Here is a 17,887-nt window from a genome sequence, read left to right as displayed (position 1 = left end):
TTACCGCCTTGGAGCAGTGTTGGGGAACAGTCAGTATCCAATGCCGTTTATGCTGCGTTACAGCACCGAGCCGATGAACATAAAAGTTCGTTGGGAACTTGGGTGGAACCACGGGTTAATCACACACACTCGTCCCTTATAGAGGGACGGGTGTGTTTTTTTATATACATATAGAAATGCGATGAAAAGGACATGAATGATATTTACGGTTTTCAGAGAGGGGAGGAAAGGTGCGAGCTTCCCAGCTTAGGAATATCATTTACCGCCTTGGAGCAGCATTGGGGAACAATCAGTATCCAATGCCGTTTATGCTGCGTTACAGCACCGAGCCGATGAACATGAAAGTTCGTTGGGAACTTGGGTGGAACCACGGGTTAATCACACACTCGTCCCTTACAGAGGGACGGGTGTGTTTTTTTATATACAACAATTAATAAGGAGTGTTTGAAATGAGTAAACATGTAAGTATTCAGCTTCCGGACGGACAGGTAAAGGAATATCCGAAAGGCACTACAGTCAAAGAGGCGGCTGCGTCCATCAGCTCCAGTTTGGAAAAGAAAGCAGCAGCGGGACAGGTTAATGGCCGGCTCGTTGATGTCAGCTTCAAGCTGGAGGAAGATGCTGAGCTTTCAATTATCACACTGGATTCTCCAGAAGGCTTGCAGGTGCTTCGCCATACATCAGCGCATGTGCTGGCTCAGGCAGTGAAACGGCTGTACGGCCAAGCGTCCTTGGGAATAGGGCCTGTCATTGAAGACGGATTTTATTATGATATGAAGCTTGATCGGAGTCTGACTTCCGGAGATTTAGAGGCCATCGAAAAAGAGATGAAGCATATTATAAACGAAAATATGGATATCAAGCGAATAGAGGTTTCTTACGAGGAGGCTGAAGCGCTTTTTGCAGAAAAAGGCGAGCCGTTTAAGCTGGAGATTTTGAAAGACATTCCGCGCGGGGAGAAAATGACGCTGTATCAGCAGGGAGAATTTGTTGACCTGTGCCGCGGGCCGCATCTTCCTTCAACAGGAATGATCAAGGCGTTCAAATTAACACGGGTGTCGGGTGCTTATTGGCGAGGAGACAGCCAAAATGAAGTCCTTCAGCGGGTGTACGGTGTTGCGTTTCAAAAGAAAAAAGATCTCGAGGCGCATCTGCATGTGCTGGAAGAAGCAGCGAAACGGGATCACCGCAAGCTGGGAAAACAATTAGAGCTGTTTATGTTCTCGGAAGAAGCTCCGGGAATGCCGTTTTATTTGCCAAAAGGGCAGATTGTCCGCAATGAGCTGGAACGCTTTTCGCGTGAACTGCAAACAAATGCCGGCTACGCCGAGGTGCGTACGCCGTTTATGATGAATCAGCGGTTATGGGAGCAGTCGGGGCACTGGGACCATTATCGCGACAATATGTATTTTTCGGAAGTAGATCAGACTGCATTTGCAATGAAGCCGATGAACTGTCCCGGCCATATGCTCATCTTTAAAAACAGCCTGTACTCCTATCGTGATCTGCCGATTCGTATGGCGGAGTTCGGCCAGGTGCACCGCCATGAATACAGCGGTGCTCTAAACGGAATGCTCCGCGTCCGGACGTTCTGCCAGGATGACGCGCATATCTTTGTTCGGGAGGATCAAATCGAGAGTGAAATTAAAGAAGCCATTCGGCTGATTGACGAGGTATACCGCACATTCGGTTTCGAGTATACGGTTGAGCTTTCCACTCGCCCGGAGGATTCATCAGGTGAAGACAGCGTGTGGGAAATGTCTGAAAACGCCTTGAAACACGTCCTTGAGGATCTGGGTCTTCCTTATGAAGTAAACGCAGGGGATGGAGCGTTTTACGGAGCGAAAATCGATTTTCATATTAAAGACGCTCTGAAGCGGAGCCACCAATGCGCCACAATCCAGCTTGATTTTCAAATGCCGGAAAAATTTGATTTAACATATATTAATGAGCACAATGAAAAGGTTCGTCCCGTCGTCATTCACAGAGCGGTATTCGGCTCAATTGACCGTTTCTTCGGCATTCTGATCGAGCATTTTGGCGGAGCTTTTCCAGTCTGGCTTGCGCCGGTGCAGGTCCAAATTATACCGGTTTCTCACGTTCATTTGGACTACTGCGAAAAGGTGCAGTCTGAGCTACAGCGGCTCGGGATAAGAGCCAATATTGATGAACGCAATGAAAAGCTTGGCTACAAAATCAGAGAATCACAGATGCAGAAAATCCCGTACATGCTGGTGCTTGGGGACCAGGAAGTGAGTGAAAAGGCGGTAAACGTCCGTCAATTCGGACATCAGAAGAGTGAACAAGTTCCTTTTCAGGTATTTAAAGAGAATATTGTCGAACAGGTGAAAAATCGAAGCATGTAGGAGAAAAGTTGCGAATTCGCTGTTTGCTTTTTTGACTTTCCCTATCTGGTATCAGTAAAATAATAAGTAATCATATCGTTCGTATGTTATGAATGCATCTCGAAATGGGGAAATCTACATGGATCATGACAAACTGGAAGCAAATTTGCTGGATCACGCACTAACAAAATATTTGAAAAGCACGAAACTATTAGATGAAGCCACCGTTCCGAAACATGTGAATAATGTAAGAGGATTTATTCTGCGGATTATATATCGACACGGGAGCTGCACCATAAAGGACATTCTAAAAGAGGTCACGCTGTCTCCGTCTGCCACCACAACCGCTCTGAATCACTTAGAGCAGGAAGGGTTTATTAAGAGATCCAGAAATAACAATGACCGCCGCACCGTTTGGATTACGCTTTCTGAATCGGGGCAGGCAGCGGCTCTTCAGATGATTCAAAATCGCCAGCAGCTGATTGACGGCATGTTTGAACGTTTGACTGCTGAAGAGAAGGCAGCGTTTTTAGCTATTATTGAAAAAATGACGAAATAGAGATGAAAAAGCCGGCTTGCGAAGCGCCGGCTTAATATCAGATTATTCCATATCGCTGAGGCGTTTGCCTGCGACCGCGTAATGGTCTTTTCTCATTTCTTCTATAAAGACAACAATTTTTTCTTCAGAGGCACCGGTCGTTTCTTTCACGGCTTCTGTTACTTTCTTAACTAGATTGCGTTTTTGCTCGTCTGTACGGCCTTCAAGCATTTTGACGGTTACGTATGGCATAGGTGTGAATCCTCCTTTATATCGTTTCCTCTCTTTAGGAAAAGAGGCTTCTTATAGTATACTGAATAAAGTAAATTCTTGCATTTTTAGAAAGAGGGATCATCTCACTTGGACCGTTTTTTATATTACCCGTTGTCTCTAATGCCATATTTGGTCATTACCTTAATTGTTTCGTTTACAATACATGAACTCGCTCACGCCTATGTCGCATATAAATTTGGTGACAATACGGCGAAAAAAGAAGGAAGACTGACGCTTAATCCTATCAAACACCTTGATCCGTTCGGAACCATTTTGATCCTGGTGGCCGGCTTTGGATGGGCTCGTCCTGTTCCCGTCAATCGCCGTTTCTTTAAGAAGCCTCGTCTGGCCGGCGTACTCGTATCCATTGCCGGGCCGATCAGTAACCTGATTCTTGCGTTTATCGGTTTCTCTTTGTTAGTGTTGATGCATGCTTACGGAATGGAACTGCTTGCGGCATTCAGTACAGGACTGGACCAGTTCTTTTCAATCTGGATACAGCTGAACCTCGTTCTGTTTTTATTTAATCTGCTGCCGCTGCCGCCGCTCGACGGCTATCGTATTATTGAAGATCTCGTCCCGCCGGGGGCGCGTGCCAAGATGACGCAAGCGGAAAGCTACGGCTTTATCGTCTTTTTGGTACTGTTTGTGACACCGCTCGGATCCTACGTGCTTTGGCCAATGCTAAATGCCGGAAGAGATCGGATTTTACAGCTGTTTTCAGCGATATTTCAACCGCTTTTGTAGGAGGTAGAACTCATGGAAGAAAAAAAGAAAAAATCAATCGGGTTTAATATTATCAAAAGTGATCCGACAGACGGACACGGCGGCTTTGGCGTAGGCGCACTCAGCCTGGATAATATTTCACCTGTATTCGTTGATGTAGAGGAAAAAGAAGCGTTCGTTGATATCGGCGCGATGCACGCCCGCAGCGTCGTTGAAAAAGGCATTAAATTTCTGCCTAATAAAGAAGATGTTCCAAACGGAAAACCATACTGGCTTGTGTGGGTGACGATTGACAGAAGAGAAGAGGGCCCTTATTACGCAGGGGTAACAGCCTGTGAACTGACGGTCGACAGAAGCATCAGAAGAGGCTACAAATCGCTCCCGGAGCATGTGAATCTGATGGATAAATCGATGAAACGGAACATTATCATTGATAAAATGGATGACAGCTCGAAGCAAGTGCTTGGCGAATTTCTGAAAAACCATGACCAAGGCTTGTGGGAACGCTCTTCTGATGAATTGAAAAAAGGCCTGCTTCAAGAAGAAAATTAATTTGTGAACTTTCTGTGAACTTTTAGAAAATTTGAATTATTTTCTGTGAACATTGAGTAAACTGGTGATACAGAAATAGGACATGGAAAATCCCGAGCCGAACCAAGACTCGGGGTTTTTCATTTTTTTTGGCAGATAGGAGAGATATCATGTTTCAAACCATGAGGATTGGGTCATTGAAGCGGACGTGGAGGAAACGAGAAGGCAGTATGCGAAAGATATTGAAGATATGTGCGGGTGTCTTCTCTGTGAAAATTACCGGGAAGTAATGAAAACACTGCCGCGTGAGAAGGCGCAAATGTTTGAGGATTTTGGTCTTCAGCCGTCTGTTTGTACGGATATTAATGAATTTGGACAGGAGGGTGACCGTCATCTTTATGTGGCCAGCTATTTTATGGTCGGACGTATTGTAGAAGGGAAAAAAGAATGGGATCCGGACCGTAACTGGTATATATCATTTGAAGTGCCGAGATATGACCACTTTATCCCCGAAGGATTCCCGAAACCCGTTCTCCAGCTTGACTGCGTGACGCTGCTCCCATGGATAATGGAAGAACCATATTAAATAACCCGGCATTCAGGCAGCCGGGTTATTTTTTAATGATTCCGTCCCAGCCATTTGTCCCACCACTTTTTCGGGGAAGCGTGCTTTTCCTTGACTGGATGCTGGTCTTTTGTTTGTTTGACAGGCTCTGAGCCGTAGCACACATTCGCTGGCTCTGTGCCTTTCACAAAATACGTGTAATGCTTGGCTGCGCAGCCGGGGCCGGAGGAGTAGCCTGTTGCCGGATCGATATAGACGCCGGTCACGCCTTTTGGCGGTTTGAAGGCTGTTTCTGGTTCTCCTTTGAGCGCATCCTCCATAAACTCCGCCCAAATGGTTTTGGCATAGTTTTTTTCTGCGACTGAGTCGATGGTGCTATTTTTGTCATAGCCCGTCCATACACCCGCAGCCAGCTTCGGATTGAAGCCGATCATCCAGCTGTCTGCGCTTGTTGTGCCTGATTTTCCCGCATAGGTTCTAGTCAGGCGATCCGCGATTGTCCGTCCTGTCACGGATGTATAGCCGTTTAAATCTGTATCAAACATGCCTGTCATCATATTAGCGGTCACAAAGGCAGCTTTTTCATCCAGCACTTGTTTCTGCTGATTCGGGCTTTCGTACAGTACATGTCCGGCCGCATCAGTCACCCTCGTGATAAAGGTCGGTTCGATTTTCTTTCCGCCATTTGCCAGCATGGCATAGGCGTTGACCATCTCAATCGGGCGCACCGGCTCCGTGCCGAGGGCCAAGGATGGCAGCGCTTGGAGCTGCGCGGTGATGCCAAATTCCTTTGCCGCCTGAACGAGCTTGTTCATTCCGAGAAAGAGATGGGTTTTCACAGCATAAATGTTGTCAGACAGCGCCAGGGCCTGAAGAAGCGTGATCGGTTTGTTTGCGTAGTAACCGTTATAGTTGCTTGGAGAATAGGTTTCTCCCTTTGCATCGATTTGAAACTCGGTTTCTTCGCTTTTCATCAGTGTCACTGGCGTAAACCCGCTCTGAATCGCTTTATAATAAAGTAACGGTTTGATTGTCGAAGCGGGCTGGCGTTTCGCCTGTGTCGTCCGGTCAAACGGGCTTTTTTGATAATCCCTGCCGCCGACAAGAGCGAGAACGTTTCCTGTGCGTGGATCAATGGCTGAAAATCCGACTTGAATGTCAGAACCGGCGTTAACCGTTTCGGTAATGGTCTCCTCGGCAATGCGCTGAAGCCGTTTATTCACGGTTGTATACACATTTAACCCGCTCGTTTCAATTTGCTCCCGCGTCATGCCGAGTTTTTTTTCCAGGTCTCTCATCGCATTATCATAGAAATAAGGCGCTTTTCTGCTGATGGCGTGTTTATTCAACGGCTGATAGGAAAGGGGCTCTTTGATCAGCTCGTCCGCTTTTTTGCGGCTGATCATCCGCTGCTTTTCCATCATCCGCACAATTGTTTTTTGGCGATCCTTGGCCTTTGTTTCATTGACATAAGGCGAATAGCCGGAAGGGCCTTTCGGAATACCGGCCAAAAGCGCCGCCTCCGCATCTGTCAGGTTTTTGGCATGCTTGCCGAAATAGAGGCGGGACGCTGCTTCGATGCCATAGGCGCCGTGGCCGTAGTAGATCGTATTTAAATAGCCTTCTAATATCTCGTCCTTAGAATAGTTTTGTTCCAGACGAATGGTATAGAATGCCTCATTCCATTTGCGTTTCCACGTTTTGTCGTGTTCAAGATACAGGTTTCTCGCATATTGCTGGGTAATGGTGCTTGCGCCCTGCACCTTGGCCAGCGCTTTTAAGTCGGCCAGCGCCGCACCGGCCATGCGTTTATAATCAAAGCCATGGTGATCATAGAAGTTCTGGTCTTCAATCGCCACCGTCGCTTTTACAATCGTCGGATTCATGTCTTTTAAGGGGACCCAATAGCGTTTTTCGCCATAGTTCGTCTCCCCGAGTTTTGAGCCGTCGCTCGCAAACAAAATCGTGGATTGCGGCACTTGAACCGAGGGAGCGCCCTGGTATTTGGCTATCAAAATGACAGTCATAAACACAGCAGCTGCCGCTAAGCACGCGAAAGCCCCAAGAAAGATAAAGGCGCGAACGGTTTTGAGCGTCAGTCTCAGCCGTTTATTTGTCATTGCATCCACAATGGTTCCCCCTTTTTTTATGTTTCTACTATTATGAGAAAAAAAGATTGTTTTTAAACATCGCGTGACAGGACGCATCTTTACTTTTTTCCCGCCATCCTCTATACTTTTTCCTTAGGTGAAAATGCGATTTCAACCGGGAATAAAAGCTGAAAAGACGCTTACAATAAATGAATACAGCCTTGAAAGGGAGATGACAATTGAGCGAACTTTGGTACACAGAGAAGCAGACGAAAAACTTTGGCATTACATTGAAGGTTAATAAAACATTACATACAGAACAAACTGAGTTTCAGCATTTAGAAATGGTGGAAACAGAAGAGTTCGGCAACATGCTGTTTTTGGACGGCATGGTGATGACATCTGAAAAAGACGAATTCGTTTATCACGAAATGGTGGCGCATGTGCCATTGTTTACGCACCCGAATCCGGAGCATGTGCTTGTAGTCGGCGGCGGTGACGGCGGCGTCATCAGAGAAATTCTGAAGCACCCGAGCGTGAAAAAAGCGACACTTGTTGATATTGACGGCAAGGTTATCGAATACTCTAAAAAGTTTCTTCCTTCTATTGCGGGAAAACTTGACGATCCGCGTGTTGACGTGCAGGTGGATGACGGATTTATGCACATTGCGAAATCTGAAAATCAATACGACGTCATTATGGTAGATTCAACTGAACCAGTCGGACCTGCGGTAAACCTGTTTACAAAAGGGTTCTATGCCGGAATCGCGAAGGCGCTGAAAGAAGACGGCATTTTTGTCGCGCAGACGGACAACCCATGGTTCACACCGGAATTGATCACAAATGTACAGCGTGACGTGAAGGAAATCTTCCCGATTACGAAGCTGTATACGGCGAACATTCCGACATACCCAAGCGGTTTGTGGACATTTACAATCGGTTCGAAAACATATGATCCGCTTGCAGTGGAAGACAGCCGTTTCTTTGATATTGACACGAAATATTACACAAAAGATATTCATAAAGCGGCGTTTGTTCTGCCGAAATTTGTGAGTGACCTGATTAAATAAAGAATGTATGGCGCAGGAGCGAATCTTGCGCTTTTTTAAAGGAAAGCGAGGGTTTTATAGATGAGATTTGATGAAGCTTATTCAGGAAAAGTATTTATCGCGAGCCGTCCAGAGTGGGAAGAGGCGGACGCCATCCTTTACGGCATGCCGATGGACTGGACGGTGAGCTATCGTCCGGGATCACGCTTTGGCCCGGGAAGAATCCGCGAGGTGTCAATCGGCCTTGAAGAATACAGCCCGTATCTGGACCGTGATCTGGCGGACCTGAACTTCTTTGACGCCGGTGACATTCCGCTGCCATTCGGCAACCCGCAAAAAAGTCTTGATATGATTGAAGAATATGTAGACAGCATTTTAGAAAAAGGAAAATTCCCGATGGGTATGGGCGGGGAGCATCTCGTGTCATGGCCTGTCATGAAAGCAATGTACAAGAAATTTCCTGACCTGGCGATTATTCATTTTGATGCACATACGGATCTTCGCGTCGACTATGAGGGAGAACCGCTTTCTCACTCAACGCCGATCCGTAAAGCGGCGGAATTAATCGGCCCGGAAAATGTGTATTCATTCGGAATCCGTTCCGGTATGAAAGAAGAGTTCGAATGGGCAAAGGAAAACGGCATGCACATCTCTAAGTTTGAAGTGCTTGAGCCGCTGAAAGAGGTTCTTCCGAAGCTGGCAGGCCGTCCGGTATATGTCACAATCGACATTGACGTATTAGACCCTGCTCACGCACCGGGTACAGGAACCGTTGACGCAGGCGGCATCACGTCTAAAGAACTGCTTGCATCCGTGCATGAAATCGCGCGCTCAGAAGTAAACGTGAAGGGCGCAGATTTAGTGGAAGTAGCTCCGATTTACGATCACTCAGAGCAAACGGCAAACACAGCCAGCAAAATCATTCGTGAAATGCTGCTTGGGTTTGTGAAATAAGAGAAACATCCAGACTTTGTCTGGATGTTTTTTATTCCCATGATTTGCAAACATCTTATACAAGGTGGAAAGAGGGGACGAAAAAAACCGCCGATAAAGGCGGTCTTAGATCATAGCACGTTGTGCAACATCAAAATGCTCTGTAGATGAATTTGATACTTCTACTGTGACAAACACAGCACTCACAGCTAAACAAGCGAGTAATAATTTATACTTCCATTTCATATAAATTCACCCCCCCTTGAATGTGCTGTCTTGCTTCTTCAACCTTTAAAAAATAAGTAGATGCTTTTTTGTAATTTTCCTGCTGATGATAATACTTAGCAACATCGAGTGCAAAGTCTTCAATATCAGCATACATCATTTTACTTTCAAGGAAAACAAAACATTTTTCTATTGCTTCTTCATCAGGTCCAGACAAGTATAAAGATTCCAAAAATTCAAACTCCATTACGTACACAGTGTCTCCGGCAGCTATTGAATATTCTCTTCCTTTTTTATGATATTCACAAGCGTTATCAATCTTACCTAATTTAAAATAAATTTGTGTAATTAGGAAAAAAGCTTGTGGCAGTGAAGGAAGCATTTTCGATTCTTCAAATACATGAATAGATTTTTTTACATACTCTATCGCTGATTCAAGACTGTGTTGGTTTTGCTTGCAAAGTGCAATATTATAAAGCGTCCTTCCCATTAGCTGCGGCTGCTGCGCCGCCTCAGCAAGTGTATAAGCTTTTTGGAAATGAGCAATTGCTTTATCATACTGTTTCAGATCCAAAAAGTTAGCTCCAAACAGGGACTGGCATTGAATCATTCTGATATCATATGTAGTTTGTTCATTGTATATTTCAAAGGCTTGACGTGCATAGTCCATGGACACATAAGTTTGCTTCATATAGTAATAAACTTCTGACATTTTGAAAAAGAACTCAGCTTTATCAATTTTATCTTTCACAAAAGTCAGTTTGCTCTCTGCTTTTTTAAAAAATTGAATGGCTAATATATATTCCCGGCGGTCCAGTTCGTACATACCTCTGAAGAAATTAAAGTAGTATTCAAGCAGTCCGGTTAAACGAGCCTGTTTTTTATCGATTTCAAGCAGCAAATCGGACAGTCGCGGCTGTTCCTCTATCCGCATGTTTTCTAACGGTTCAAGATACTCAAGCATCAGGTTGTGCCGGAATTCCATCAGTGAATAATACAAATGAAGATCCTGGTCTTCTTCCATTTGATCCAGCTCTTGTTTGATTTCTCTTCGTAAATATTCCGCATCCGGTATGCTGAATCGGCGTATGTACATATACCATTCATTAATCTTTTCTCCAACGGAAGAAGAAGATATGACACTTGTCACGTTTGAAAATCCCTCCCTTCATTATTCTATATATGTCATATTTTATCATCATCATTCTTGTGAGAAGCGCAAAAAAACCGCAATCTTTTCTTTCGTTACACCGCATGGTGGCCGGAATTTCTTCAAAAACAGCTTTTACCCTCGGCTGTTTGTACAAGCAAACACATTCACCTTCCATATTCTGTTGTATCTGCGTGAGCAGTGTATGTCTGAAAAGGAAGTGATGAAATGAGGAAAAACAAGCTTTCCTTTAAAGAAAAAGCAGAAGCTGCACAAGATTGTTTATGTTTTTGTGAGGAAGAAACCAGTCGTGAAGCCATGTTTCAAGCGCCGATTGAATTGCCTGAGGGGTTTGTCGTTGATCCGGCTGAAGCTGTTGCAAACGTCACGTGGAATGCAGACAGCCTTTCTTGTGTCAGTGAACGTTGCTTAATTGAGACGGGGCCTGAGCCTGATGAAATCGGTGTTCAATTTGCAGTCCGCCTGCAGGGAACCGTTACGCTTCTTGTCAGTGTCTCACCTGTGCGAAACCAATATGGACAAGGGGAGGGGGCTGTTTCTGTCATTCACAATGCAGAGATCGATCAAGTTGTCTATTATTCTGATGAACCGGATGATTGTCCGGATGTCAGTGACATTACGATCGAGAACCTTGTTGTCGTCCCGCCATTTTACGGCAGTCCTTTATCGGTGACGGGAACGATTGTGCTCGCCCCGGAGCCTGAGCCGGAGCCTGTTTATGCGTTTACAGCGAATCCAGATGATCAGTCGGTTTCTGTGGTTGATACAAACACTCATACTGTTGTGACGACGATTTCTCTTCCATACCAACCTACAAGGGTAGAAAAGACGCCAGATAACACCTCTGTGTTTGTTTTGCATTACTATGATCGTGTCATTTCTGTCATCAATCAAGACACATTGAGTGTTACAGCTTCTATTTTGCTGGATCAGCCGCCGGAATCCATATCTTTTATACCTGGACACGAATTTTTTTATGTTGTCGCCGGTGGTGCCATAGATGTGATAGGGATTGATACCTTAACTATTGAAAGGTCTATTCCTTTTGAAGGCTTTGATGTTGCAATTGATCCAAATGGATTGTTCGCGTATCTGCTTGGTTTCGGTTCAGTGCAAAGATTGGACTTAAACACAGGTGAAGTGACAGGAATCATTGAGCGGGATCTTATCGTAAATGCCCTAGAAACGGGTTGGCCGGAACGTTACCTTTATGTATTAGAACAAGAATTCTTTTTCAATTATTTGACGGTGATTGATTTAAATACATTTACGATCAGCAGCACCCAAGAGCTGGAGTATGAAGGTGAATATCGAATGTTTAAGAGCGGATCAGGGGTGTATTTGTTTGATGGTTTCACTTACAATCTATATTCCGTCAGCCCAAGTGGTGCAGGCGTAATAGGAAATCTTCCGCAATCGGCAAGAGACTTTGCGTTTACCCCGAATGGCGAATTTCTGTATGCAACAAATTTTATAGAGCAAAGCATCACTGTTTACAACACGGATGATTATTCTGTGGAAACTGTCATATCGCTTGGCGTTTCACCGAGTGACATTGCGATTTAATCAACTATGCATTTCTAAAAAGAGATGTGAAATCATGAAAAAGAATGATTTTTCTGTTTTACAGGAAAATTGTTTCTGTTTTTATGATGAAGATGCCAGCAGTGAAGTGCTATTTCAAGTGCCGATTGAAGTTCCGGAGGGGTTTGTCGTTGATCCTGCGGAAGCAGTCGCTGCGGTTACATGGAGTACAGACGTAATGAATGGTGAACTGGGGCCGAAGGGTGTAACAGAGATCAGTTTGTCACCCTTGAGCAGGGGAGGTGACTTTGACCGTCTATTTGAAACTTTGAGGACAATTGTATTTTCTTGGATAGTACTAGGGCTTATTTTCTAGAGCCTTATAGTGAACCGTTTCTCATTAACAATGTATATGTCGTTAATACTGCTGCACAAAGGATCATTGCAAACGTGTCTCTTCCTAATGTCTATGACCTAACAGTAACATCCGACAAAGCCCGGCGACAATGAGTGACCGTGTACCGCACGAGTGATGAGTCAGCCGTGACGGTCATTCCGATTGGCGCCGGTCCGTCCGCGATTGCAATGTAGATGTTTTTATAGATCGAGAGAAGTAGGGCTGCGGTAAGAGAATCGTTTATAAACAAAAGATCCGATCTGCTGGATGGCAGCTAAGATGATCAGAAACACCAGTTCACTTATAGTAAAACTGAGCATCCACCAAATCCCGGCTCCTGTCAGCACTCCCACCAGCACTTTTCTGAACAGGTTTCCATGCTGAAAAAGCTGCAGCAAGTACGTTCGCATATAAAACAATAAATACAAAATCAGTAACACCGCAAGCCCCATTGTAACGGCAGGGGCAGTGTGAAAGCTGAAGGGAACGGCCTTGACGATTTCAAACATGCAGCCGAAAACGATAACCTGATACAATACAGCAGCCATCACATATGATTGGCGGATGCCCTTATAGCTGTCGCGCAGCGATTTTACATCGTCGGCATAACGGCTGCACAGCTTGCGATGCTGAAAGTCACAGCAGCTTTGATGAGACTGTGTGAGTTTCTGAAAAGCTGCTGTCATGTTTTTGACAGATTGCGTCACGTAGTGAAGATACAAAAAGGCGGGCAGCATCAGTACGGAAGCTGCACAAGCCAACAGCCCAAGGCGGGCAGCGTCATTTTTGATCAGCTGTACATATTGGCCCGCGGCTTCGGCACCTGAGTGAAACCAGCCGAAGGAATAAGCCGCCATGGCCGCAAGCAGCAATAATAAAGTAAAGACAGTGCTTTTTTTCATTGTCTCATCACTTCTTTCTGGGGTACATGAATGACTGCTTTGTGAGAAGAAACCATTGCTTCAATGAGAGCCAAGAAATCATGAGAATTCATCTGCTGAATGGTGCGGTAAAGGCCGAGAAACGAGCAATCGTACTGTTCACACTCTGCCGCCCATTCAAAGCATTTACGCGCGTAATCACTGTCATAGATGATCGCGTTGACTAAAGAATCCTTGCCGTACTCAAGCCAGGCTTCGGTACGGTTTTTCTGCTGCGTGATATAGTAAGATGCCGCATCGATGTATGCGGAAGAATGCGCCCCTTTACTGTGAAGGATCAAAAAGCCGCCATCCTCTGATAAGTGAACATCCGCTGATAGGCTTTGGATATTCAAGCGGTACGTTTGCCGGATCTCTTGAAAAAACGGCGAATCCATGTGAAACAGGATGCGAGAGGCAATGTCCCAGTACAGCTTCAAGGTCAAAAGTCCGTTTTCTCCTGGGAGCGCCCCGATTTGTATTCCGGTCCAAGTGTCTTCCGGCCGCTCCAGATCACCCTTTACCTCTTTTGGTGAGAGGGGAGGGCACGCAGGGACGATCTTTCTGTCAGAGCGGCTGCCAGAACGCTTTTCCAGCCTGAGCTGAGAAGGCAAAAGACTTTCCGCATCTTCTGGGCCGCCAATCAGAAACAGCGTCATCCGATGGGGCTGGTAGGCGGCAGCATAGGCTTCCTGCAGATCACAGATCGTCAGAGCCTCAATGTCTTTTTTTCTGCCTGCGGGGAAGACTGCGGCTGGTGAGGCAGGAGATAGCATCTGGATCAGCTGATAATGGTAATGAAGCCGGTGGTTGAGAAGCGCCGTTTCGATTTCACTTGTAATCACGGCTTTTTCCTGAGCAATGATCTGCTCGTCAAACGAGTGGTTCCATAAAGCGTCAAGCAGGATTGGAATGGTTTGTCTGAGCCGATCCGGCAATGAGGTAAACATGAAATTTGTATCAGTGTAAGTGGTAAACGCATTTAACAGCGCGCCGTGTTCAAAAAAATCACTATACAGGTTCCGGCCGTTATGCCAAAAGAGGAGATGTTCTAAAAAGTGCGCTGTGCCATATGGCAGCATCCGGCCGCCGGTTTCTGACTGTAAACGGATATCCCGGCTTCCAAAGCCGGTTTTGACATTGCACAATCTTAAATGGGCGCGGGGAAACTGTAACCTGAATATTTTCATTCCCTTGTCTGTGTATCTGATATCGGTTCGTTCATCCAGCTGTTGAAAAAAGGCTTCCTTTTCCATATCTCTCATCCCCTTACTACATGAGCTCCGATATATGTAAGATTTTTGATGAATTGCAGCAAATCGCGGCACGTGACCGCTGAGATGCTGTCCAGCAAGTCTTCTTTTTTGCAAGAGAAACGGCGCAGAATTCCCATATAGGCTAAGAGTCCTTCAGGAGAATCAAATTGCAGCAGGATTTCATTGATTAAAAATTGTTGTGCCTTTTTTAATTCCGGTTCATCCGCGTGGAAGCGCGATACAGCTTCCAAAACTCTTGGAGGAATCTCGTTTTCATGAAGCTGGTCAGTGCATACGGAAACAAGCAGCATATTGCTCATAATGTCATAGCGGGTGATCACATGATAAACGGCCAGATCTTTTTCGCGAAAATGCCGAAATAAAGCGGAATGGCCGTACTTGCCGAGCAATCCGTCTATCAGCTGGATGGCTAAATAATCGCGGACATCTTTCATGTCCCCGCAGTCAAAGCCAAGTGTCATAACGGACGGACCTGCTGTGCTGCGTGTCTCTGTTTCGAAAATATGCTGATTCACAGGTTTTCTTACAGCAGACATGGCGGACGCCTGTGGGGCATGACTCTGAACATCACAGGATTGTATGTTTCCTAATATGTTCAGCTGTTTCTGCTGAGAAAATAAATCAGCGATAAATTCCGACGCATCCAGAAAACGTTTAGGATGCACAGCCATAAGCTTGTCTTTCCGGCCAAACATGGCAGTGCCGTACATCGGGTTTCCAAAGGCTTCCTCCGCCAGACGGGCTGCTGAATAGGAGAACGGGTCAGCGAATGTCTTTTCCATTTTCAGCAGCAGTTCAGCTTTTGCCTTTTCCGCTGCGCTGGCAGAAAGAGAAGCCGGAAAGGAGGACATGTTAACAAAGGTGTTCAGAACGGCATCTGTATGAAATCCCTCAGCATATAACGGATGAATCATGCGGGTCCCGTACGTTTTCAGCTGCCGGTCAAAAAAGAGATTTGCTGAATACATGAAGCGGCGGCCGGCGGCATAGCCGAAAGTGTCGATGATGTTTTGCTTCTGGTGTGCAGCCGCGCCATAAAAATAGATCGTTTCTTCTTCAGGTTCCGCCGCGCTTTCGATCGGCTTCAGAAAGCTCGCGGCAATCGAGATGGTTGAAAATTGATCAGTCGTCAGCAGGTTAACTTCCAAGCCGTTCTCTTTTTCCGCTTGTATCAAAGAAACCACCATCCTGTTTTTGCAGTAAATAGACAATGATCAGCCCGGCAATCGGAATGACTGCCAAGGAAATAACAGTGCCTGTTAAAGTAGCTAAAAAAAGAGGAATACAAAATACATAGGAACGGTATTTAGAGAAACCGCTCCAGAGCTGCTGCTCCGTCTGCCAGCTGAAGGACGGCTTTTTTTCATCTGAAATTAACCGAATATAAGCCCCTGCCAGCAGCAATTCCATACACTGCAAAAAAGTCAAAAGTGAAATCGGTCGGCCGCTGATCAAGCCCATTATCATGGCAATCAAAATAAACCCGCCGGCCAATAAACCGGAATAAAAGCGATATTTCGCCCAAAGCATCGTTCTGCGTTTAATCGGAAGTGTGATCAGCAGCATCCGGTCATTTTTTTCAAGAGAATACAATAAAGCAATCGGTGAGCAAATCAGCAGGAGAGCGCTAATTACGATATAGACGACATGCTGATCGGCAATGCCGGTGTTCATCATCTGAAACGAAAAGAAGCCGCTGAATGCTCCCATCACGATATAATTTAACAGCATCGCTTTGGAGGAAATAAACCGGTTCCATTCTCTTTTATAAAATGAAAATTCTGATGTCCGCATAAAAGAATGCATTTTGCTCTGCTGCTGAGGCGCCTGCAAAAATGAAGGGAAGTCAATCACAATAGCCCAGAGCATATGAATCGCACATAGCGGGATTGTTACGGCAGGCATCAAAGCCGCACTGAAGCACACGCAGGTAAATGCCGCCGCATGCAGCAGGAGTGCCGTTCTCCTTTTTTTGACGAAAAGATTGCTTAACAAAACGCCGAAAATAATCGAATAGACAGTAAAAAACGAAAATCTGCCGAGCCAATACAGGGTTTGTGCTCCTGACAGCGTTCCGTTTCCGAATAAGAACAGCGGTAATATGAAAAAGAAGAGCGTCCTTCTCAAGCAAGTATCAACAAACAAAACCACACTCTGAGCGAGCCAGAAGCTCCGGGAAGAGATCGGCAATAGACAGCTCAGCTTCATGTAAGATTCCTTCCATTGGGATGTAACAGAGAGAAACACCATGTACGCATTCATAAACAGAAGCGCGAGCGTGATGTATGTTTTTCCTAAGGTTGATTTATCAATGCCTGCCTGGCGGATCAGCCCGATTTCAAACAAGGCCAGAACGGCAAGCCCTGCGGTGATGCGAATGGCGTCTTTTTTTCCTTGGCGGCCGTAAAGCTGTTTGAACAGCAATGACAGAATCGGAAACAGGTTATTCATGGCCGATCACCTCAAAAAATTCACGCCGAAGATCAGTCTCCTCTCCAATCGGAATGACCTTCCGGATCTGTTTGTGATGAAGGATGGCCGCATAATCACAAAATCTCTGCACCACATCGAGCAAATGGGAAGAAAACAAAATCGTTCCGCCTGCCTTGCAATACTCCTGCATTTTCTGATAAAAAACTTCTATTGACTCCACATCCAAGCCGACAAGCGGCTCATCCAAAATAAACAGGGGAGCCCCGAGCAATAGCCCGGTCATCAACACAACCTTTTGCCTGTTGCCGAGGGACAGCTCGGAAATTCTCCGGTTTGTGTATTGGGAAAAGTGAAATTCCTCTGCCAAACTGTTAAATTGCTGCTCTGAGAAATCTTTATGATACAAAGAATGAACGAAAGAAACATAGTCCTTCGCCGTAATTTCTGTAAATAGAAGCGGATAATCGGCAGCAAAGTAGCGGCGGATCTTCAGCTCATCTGATGTTTTCTGCGGCATGCCGGCGTCCGCTTCAATGCCGCACAGCGTAAAGTGCCCGCTGAAATTGCGGTTTACCCCTGTCAGCGTATTGATCAGCGTTGTTTTTCCGGCGCCGTTTACCCCAAGCAGTCCGTAAACGGCGCCTTTTTCTAAATGTAAATCTACGTTTTCTAAGATGACGTTGTCTTGCTCATACCACACGGATACATCGTGTATATCCAAAATGCTCATCGCGAGTCAGCCTTCCGCGCGCGCATACCGAAAATAATGGCGATGGCGATAGAAATCAGCGTAAACAAATAATCGCTTTTTACGAAGTAGACGACCGCGCCGATGACAAAAATAAATGAAAGGATATACAGTAACATTTTTCTTTGTGCTGGTGACAAAT

18 protein-coding genes, 2 pseudogenes and 2 other annotated features (1 of these 22 only partly in view) are annotated in these 17,887 nt (G+C 45.6%); of the genes and pseudogenes, 10 read left to right on the top strand and 10 right to left on the bottom strand.

Features of this window, described 5'->3' with window-relative positions; translation table 11 throughout:
* Positions 1–140, top strand: a binding site (T-box leader) (it extends 87 nt beyond the left edge of the window).
* 32 nt (positions 141–172) lie between these two features.
* Positions 173–397 (top strand) — a binding site (T-box leader).
* Positions 398–449: 52 nt separating this feature from the next.
* Positions 450–2,366 (top strand): threonine--tRNA ligase, encoded by a 1,917-nt coding sequence (gene thrS / locus WA325_RS08295; RefSeq protein ID WP_336183448.1) that lies wholly within the window; start codon positions 450–452, stop codon positions 2,364–2,366.
* 118 nt (positions 2,367–2,484) lie between these two features.
* Positions 2,485–2,904: a MarR family transcriptional regulator gene (locus tag WA325_RS08290; RefSeq protein WP_024123229.1), complete on the top strand. Its 420-nt coding sequence runs from the start codon at positions 2,485–2,487 to the stop codon at positions 2,902–2,904.
* Positions 2,905–2,946: 42 nt separating this feature from the next.
* Here WA325_RS08290 and WA325_RS08285 read toward each other — a convergent pair whose 3' ends face one another.
* On the bottom strand, positions 2,947–3,135 hold the full coding sequence (locus WA325_RS08285) for a 2-hydroxymuconate tautomerase (protein ID WP_227598567.1): 189 nt from the start codon (positions 3,133–3,135) through the stop codon (positions 2,947–2,949).
* A gap of 108 nt (positions 3,136–3,243) precedes the next feature.
* On the opposite strand from WA325_RS08285, the gene WA325_RS08280 reads away from it, so the two are divergent.
* From WA325_RS08280 to WA325_RS08270, 3 genes are all read left to right on the top strand, one after another.
* Entirely contained in the window at positions 3,244–3,903 is a 660-nt protein-coding gene (locus WA325_RS08280) for a site-2 protease family protein (protein WP_336183447.1), read from the top strand.
* A 12-nt stretch (positions 3,904–3,915) separates the two neighbouring features.
* The gene (locus tag WA325_RS08275; RefSeq protein WP_105954414.1) at positions 3,916–4,434 is read left to right on the top strand and encodes a YwhD family protein; all 519 of its coding nucleotides are present in this window, start codon (positions 3,916–3,918) and stop codon (positions 4,432–4,434) included.
* Between the two features lie 187 nt (positions 4,435–4,621).
* Positions 4,622–4,999 (top strand): hypothetical protein, encoded by a 378-nt coding sequence (locus WA325_RS08270; RefSeq protein ID WP_336183446.1) that lies wholly within the window; start codon positions 4,622–4,624, stop codon positions 4,997–4,999.
* 32 nt (positions 5,000–5,031) lie between these two features.
* On the opposite strand, the gene WA325_RS08265 is transcribed toward WA325_RS08270, so the two are convergent.
* A complete protein-coding gene (locus WA325_RS08265; protein ID WP_336183445.1) occupies positions 5,032–7,107 on the bottom strand; it encodes a transglycosylase domain-containing protein in 2,076 nt (691 codons plus the stop codon).
* Positions 7,108–7,307: 200 nt separating this feature from the next.
* Here WA325_RS08265 and speE point away from each other — a divergent pair, with 200 nt between their 5' ends.
* Complete coding sequence (gene speE, locus WA325_RS08260; RefSeq protein ID WP_059335162.1) at positions 7,308–8,138, top strand: spermidine synthase; 831 nt, start codon at positions 7,308–7,310, stop codon at positions 8,136–8,138.
* A gap of 60 nt (positions 8,139–8,198) precedes the next feature.
* Positions 8,199–9,071: an agmatinase gene (gene speB / locus WA325_RS08255; RefSeq protein ID WP_105954411.1), complete on the top strand. Its 873-nt coding sequence runs from the start codon at positions 8,199–8,201 to the stop codon at positions 9,069–9,071.
* Between the two features lie 105 nt (positions 9,072–9,176).
* On the opposite strand, the gene WA325_RS08250 is transcribed toward speB, so the two are convergent.
* A complete protein-coding gene (locus WA325_RS08250; protein WP_024123223.1) occupies positions 9,177–9,296 on the bottom strand; it encodes a PhrC/PhrF family phosphatase-inhibitory pheromone in 120 nt (39 codons plus the stop codon).
* Positions 9,280–10,425, bottom strand: coding sequence for a response regulator aspartate phosphatase (locus tag WA325_RS08245; RefSeq protein ID WP_105954410.1), 1,146 nt, complete (start codon positions 10,423–10,425; stop codon positions 9,280–9,282). The genes WA325_RS08250 and WA325_RS08245 overlap by 17 nt, the downstream gene beginning before the upstream one ends.
* 228 nt (positions 10,426–10,653) lie before the next feature.
* Between WA325_RS08245 and WA325_RS08240 the strand changes: the two genes are divergently transcribed.
* From WA325_RS08240 to WA325_RS08235, 3 genes and pseudogenes are all read left to right on the top strand, one after another.
* Positions 10,654–12,012: a YncE family protein gene (locus WA325_RS08240; RefSeq protein WP_336183444.1), complete on the top strand. Its 1,359-nt coding sequence runs from the start codon at positions 10,654–10,656 to the stop codon at positions 12,010–12,012.
* Between the two features lie 34 nt (positions 12,013–12,046).
* A pseudogene (locus WA325_RS21445) lies at positions 12,047–12,214 on the top strand (YncE family protein); the annotation flags it as partial.
* Positions 12,206–12,561 (top strand): annotated as a pseudogene (locus tag WA325_RS08235) (YncE family protein); the annotation flags it as partial. The pseudogenes WA325_RS21445 and WA325_RS08235, both read left to right, overlap by 9 nt.
* Positions 12,562–12,567: 6 nt before the next feature.
* Here WA325_RS08235 and WA325_RS08230 read toward each other — a convergent pair.
* The 6 genes from WA325_RS08230 to albB are packed head-to-tail and all read right to left on the bottom strand — an operon-like array spanning position 12,568 to position 17,885.
* On the bottom strand, positions 12,568–13,269 hold the full coding sequence (locus tag WA325_RS08230; RefSeq protein ID WP_336183443.1) for a bacteriocin biosynthesis protein AlbG: 702 nt from the start codon (positions 13,267–13,269) through the stop codon (positions 12,568–12,570).
* Entirely contained in the window at positions 13,266–14,543 is a 1,278-nt protein-coding gene (locus WA325_RS08225; RefSeq protein ID WP_336183442.1) for a M16 family metallopeptidase, read from the bottom strand. Before WA325_RS08225 ends, WA325_RS08230 begins: the two co-directional genes overlap by 4 nt.
* A gap of 5 nt (positions 14,544–14,548) precedes the next feature.
* Positions 14,549–15,712, bottom strand: coding sequence for an insulinase family protein (locus WA325_RS08220; RefSeq protein WP_336183577.1), 1,164 nt, complete (start codon positions 15,710–15,712; stop codon positions 14,549–14,551).
* Positions 15,702–17,015 (bottom strand): bacteriocin biosynthesis protein AlbD, encoded by a 1,314-nt coding sequence (locus WA325_RS08215; RefSeq protein WP_336183441.1) that lies wholly within the window; start codon positions 17,013–17,015, stop codon positions 15,702–15,704. The genes WA325_RS08220 and WA325_RS08215 overlap by 11 nt, the downstream gene beginning before the upstream one ends.
* Positions 17,008–17,727, bottom strand: a complete 720-nt coding sequence (locus tag WA325_RS08210; RefSeq protein ID WP_305934299.1) for an ATP-binding cassette domain-containing protein — start codon at positions 17,725–17,727, stop codon at positions 17,008–17,010. Before WA325_RS08210 ends, WA325_RS08215 begins: the two co-directional genes overlap by 8 nt.
* Positions 17,724–17,885, bottom strand: coding sequence for an antilisterial bacteriocin subtilosin biosynthesis protein AlbB (gene albB / locus WA325_RS08205; RefSeq protein WP_024123213.1), 162 nt, complete (start codon positions 17,883–17,885; stop codon positions 17,724–17,726). Before albB ends, WA325_RS08210 begins: the two co-directional genes overlap by 4 nt.
* Between the last annotated feature and the right edge of the window lie 2 nt (positions 17,886–17,887).

The organism is Bacillus sp. 205(2023) (assembly GCF_037027485.1).
Taxonomy (GTDB): domain Bacteria; phylum Bacillota; class Bacilli; order Bacillales; family Bacillaceae; genus Bacillus; species Bacillus halotolerans.
This window is presented reverse-complemented; position numbering and strand designations above follow the sequence as displayed.

Excerpts from the sequence above, each read along its gene's own strand:
- thrS (WP_336183448.1), top strand. The coding sequence starts at position 450 with ATGAGTAAACATGTAAGTATTCAGCTTCCGGACGGACAGGTAAAGGAA.
- WA325_RS08290 (WP_024123229.1), top strand. The coding sequence starts at position 2,485 with ATGGATCATGACAAACTGGAAGCAAATTTGCTGGATCACGCACTAACA.
- WA325_RS08285 (WP_227598567.1), bottom strand. The coding sequence starts at position 3,135 with ATGCCATACGTAACCGTCAAAATGCTTGAAGGCCGTACAGACGAGCAA.
- WA325_RS08275 (WP_105954414.1), top strand. The coding sequence starts at position 3,916 with ATGGAAGAAAAAAAGAAAAAATCAATCGGGTTTAATATTATCAAAAGT.
- speB (WP_105954411.1), top strand. The coding sequence starts at position 8,199 with ATGAGATTTGATGAAGCTTATTCAGGAAAAGTATTTATCGCGAGCCGT.
- WA325_RS08250 (WP_024123223.1), bottom strand. The coding sequence starts at position 9,296 with ATGAAATGGAAGTATAAATTATTACTCGCTTGTTTAGCTGTGAGTGCT.
- WA325_RS08240 (WP_336183444.1), top strand. The coding sequence starts at position 10,654 with ATGAGGAAAAACAAGCTTTCCTTTAAAGAAAAAGCAGAAGCTGCACAA.
- WA325_RS08230 (WP_336183443.1), bottom strand. The coding sequence starts at position 13,269 with ATGAAAAAAAGCACTGTCTTTACTTTATTATTGCTGCTTGCGGCCATG.
- WA325_RS08225 (WP_336183442.1), bottom strand. The coding sequence starts at position 14,543 with ATGGAAAAGGAAGCCTTTTTTCAACAGCTGGATGAACGAACCGATATC.
- WA325_RS08215 (WP_336183441.1), bottom strand. The coding sequence starts at position 17,015 with ATGAATAACCTGTTTCCGATTCTGTCATTGCTGTTCAAACAGCTTTAC.
- WA325_RS08210 (WP_305934299.1), bottom strand. The coding sequence starts at position 17,727 with ATGAGCATTTTGGATATACACGATGTATCCGTGTGGTATGAGCAAGAC.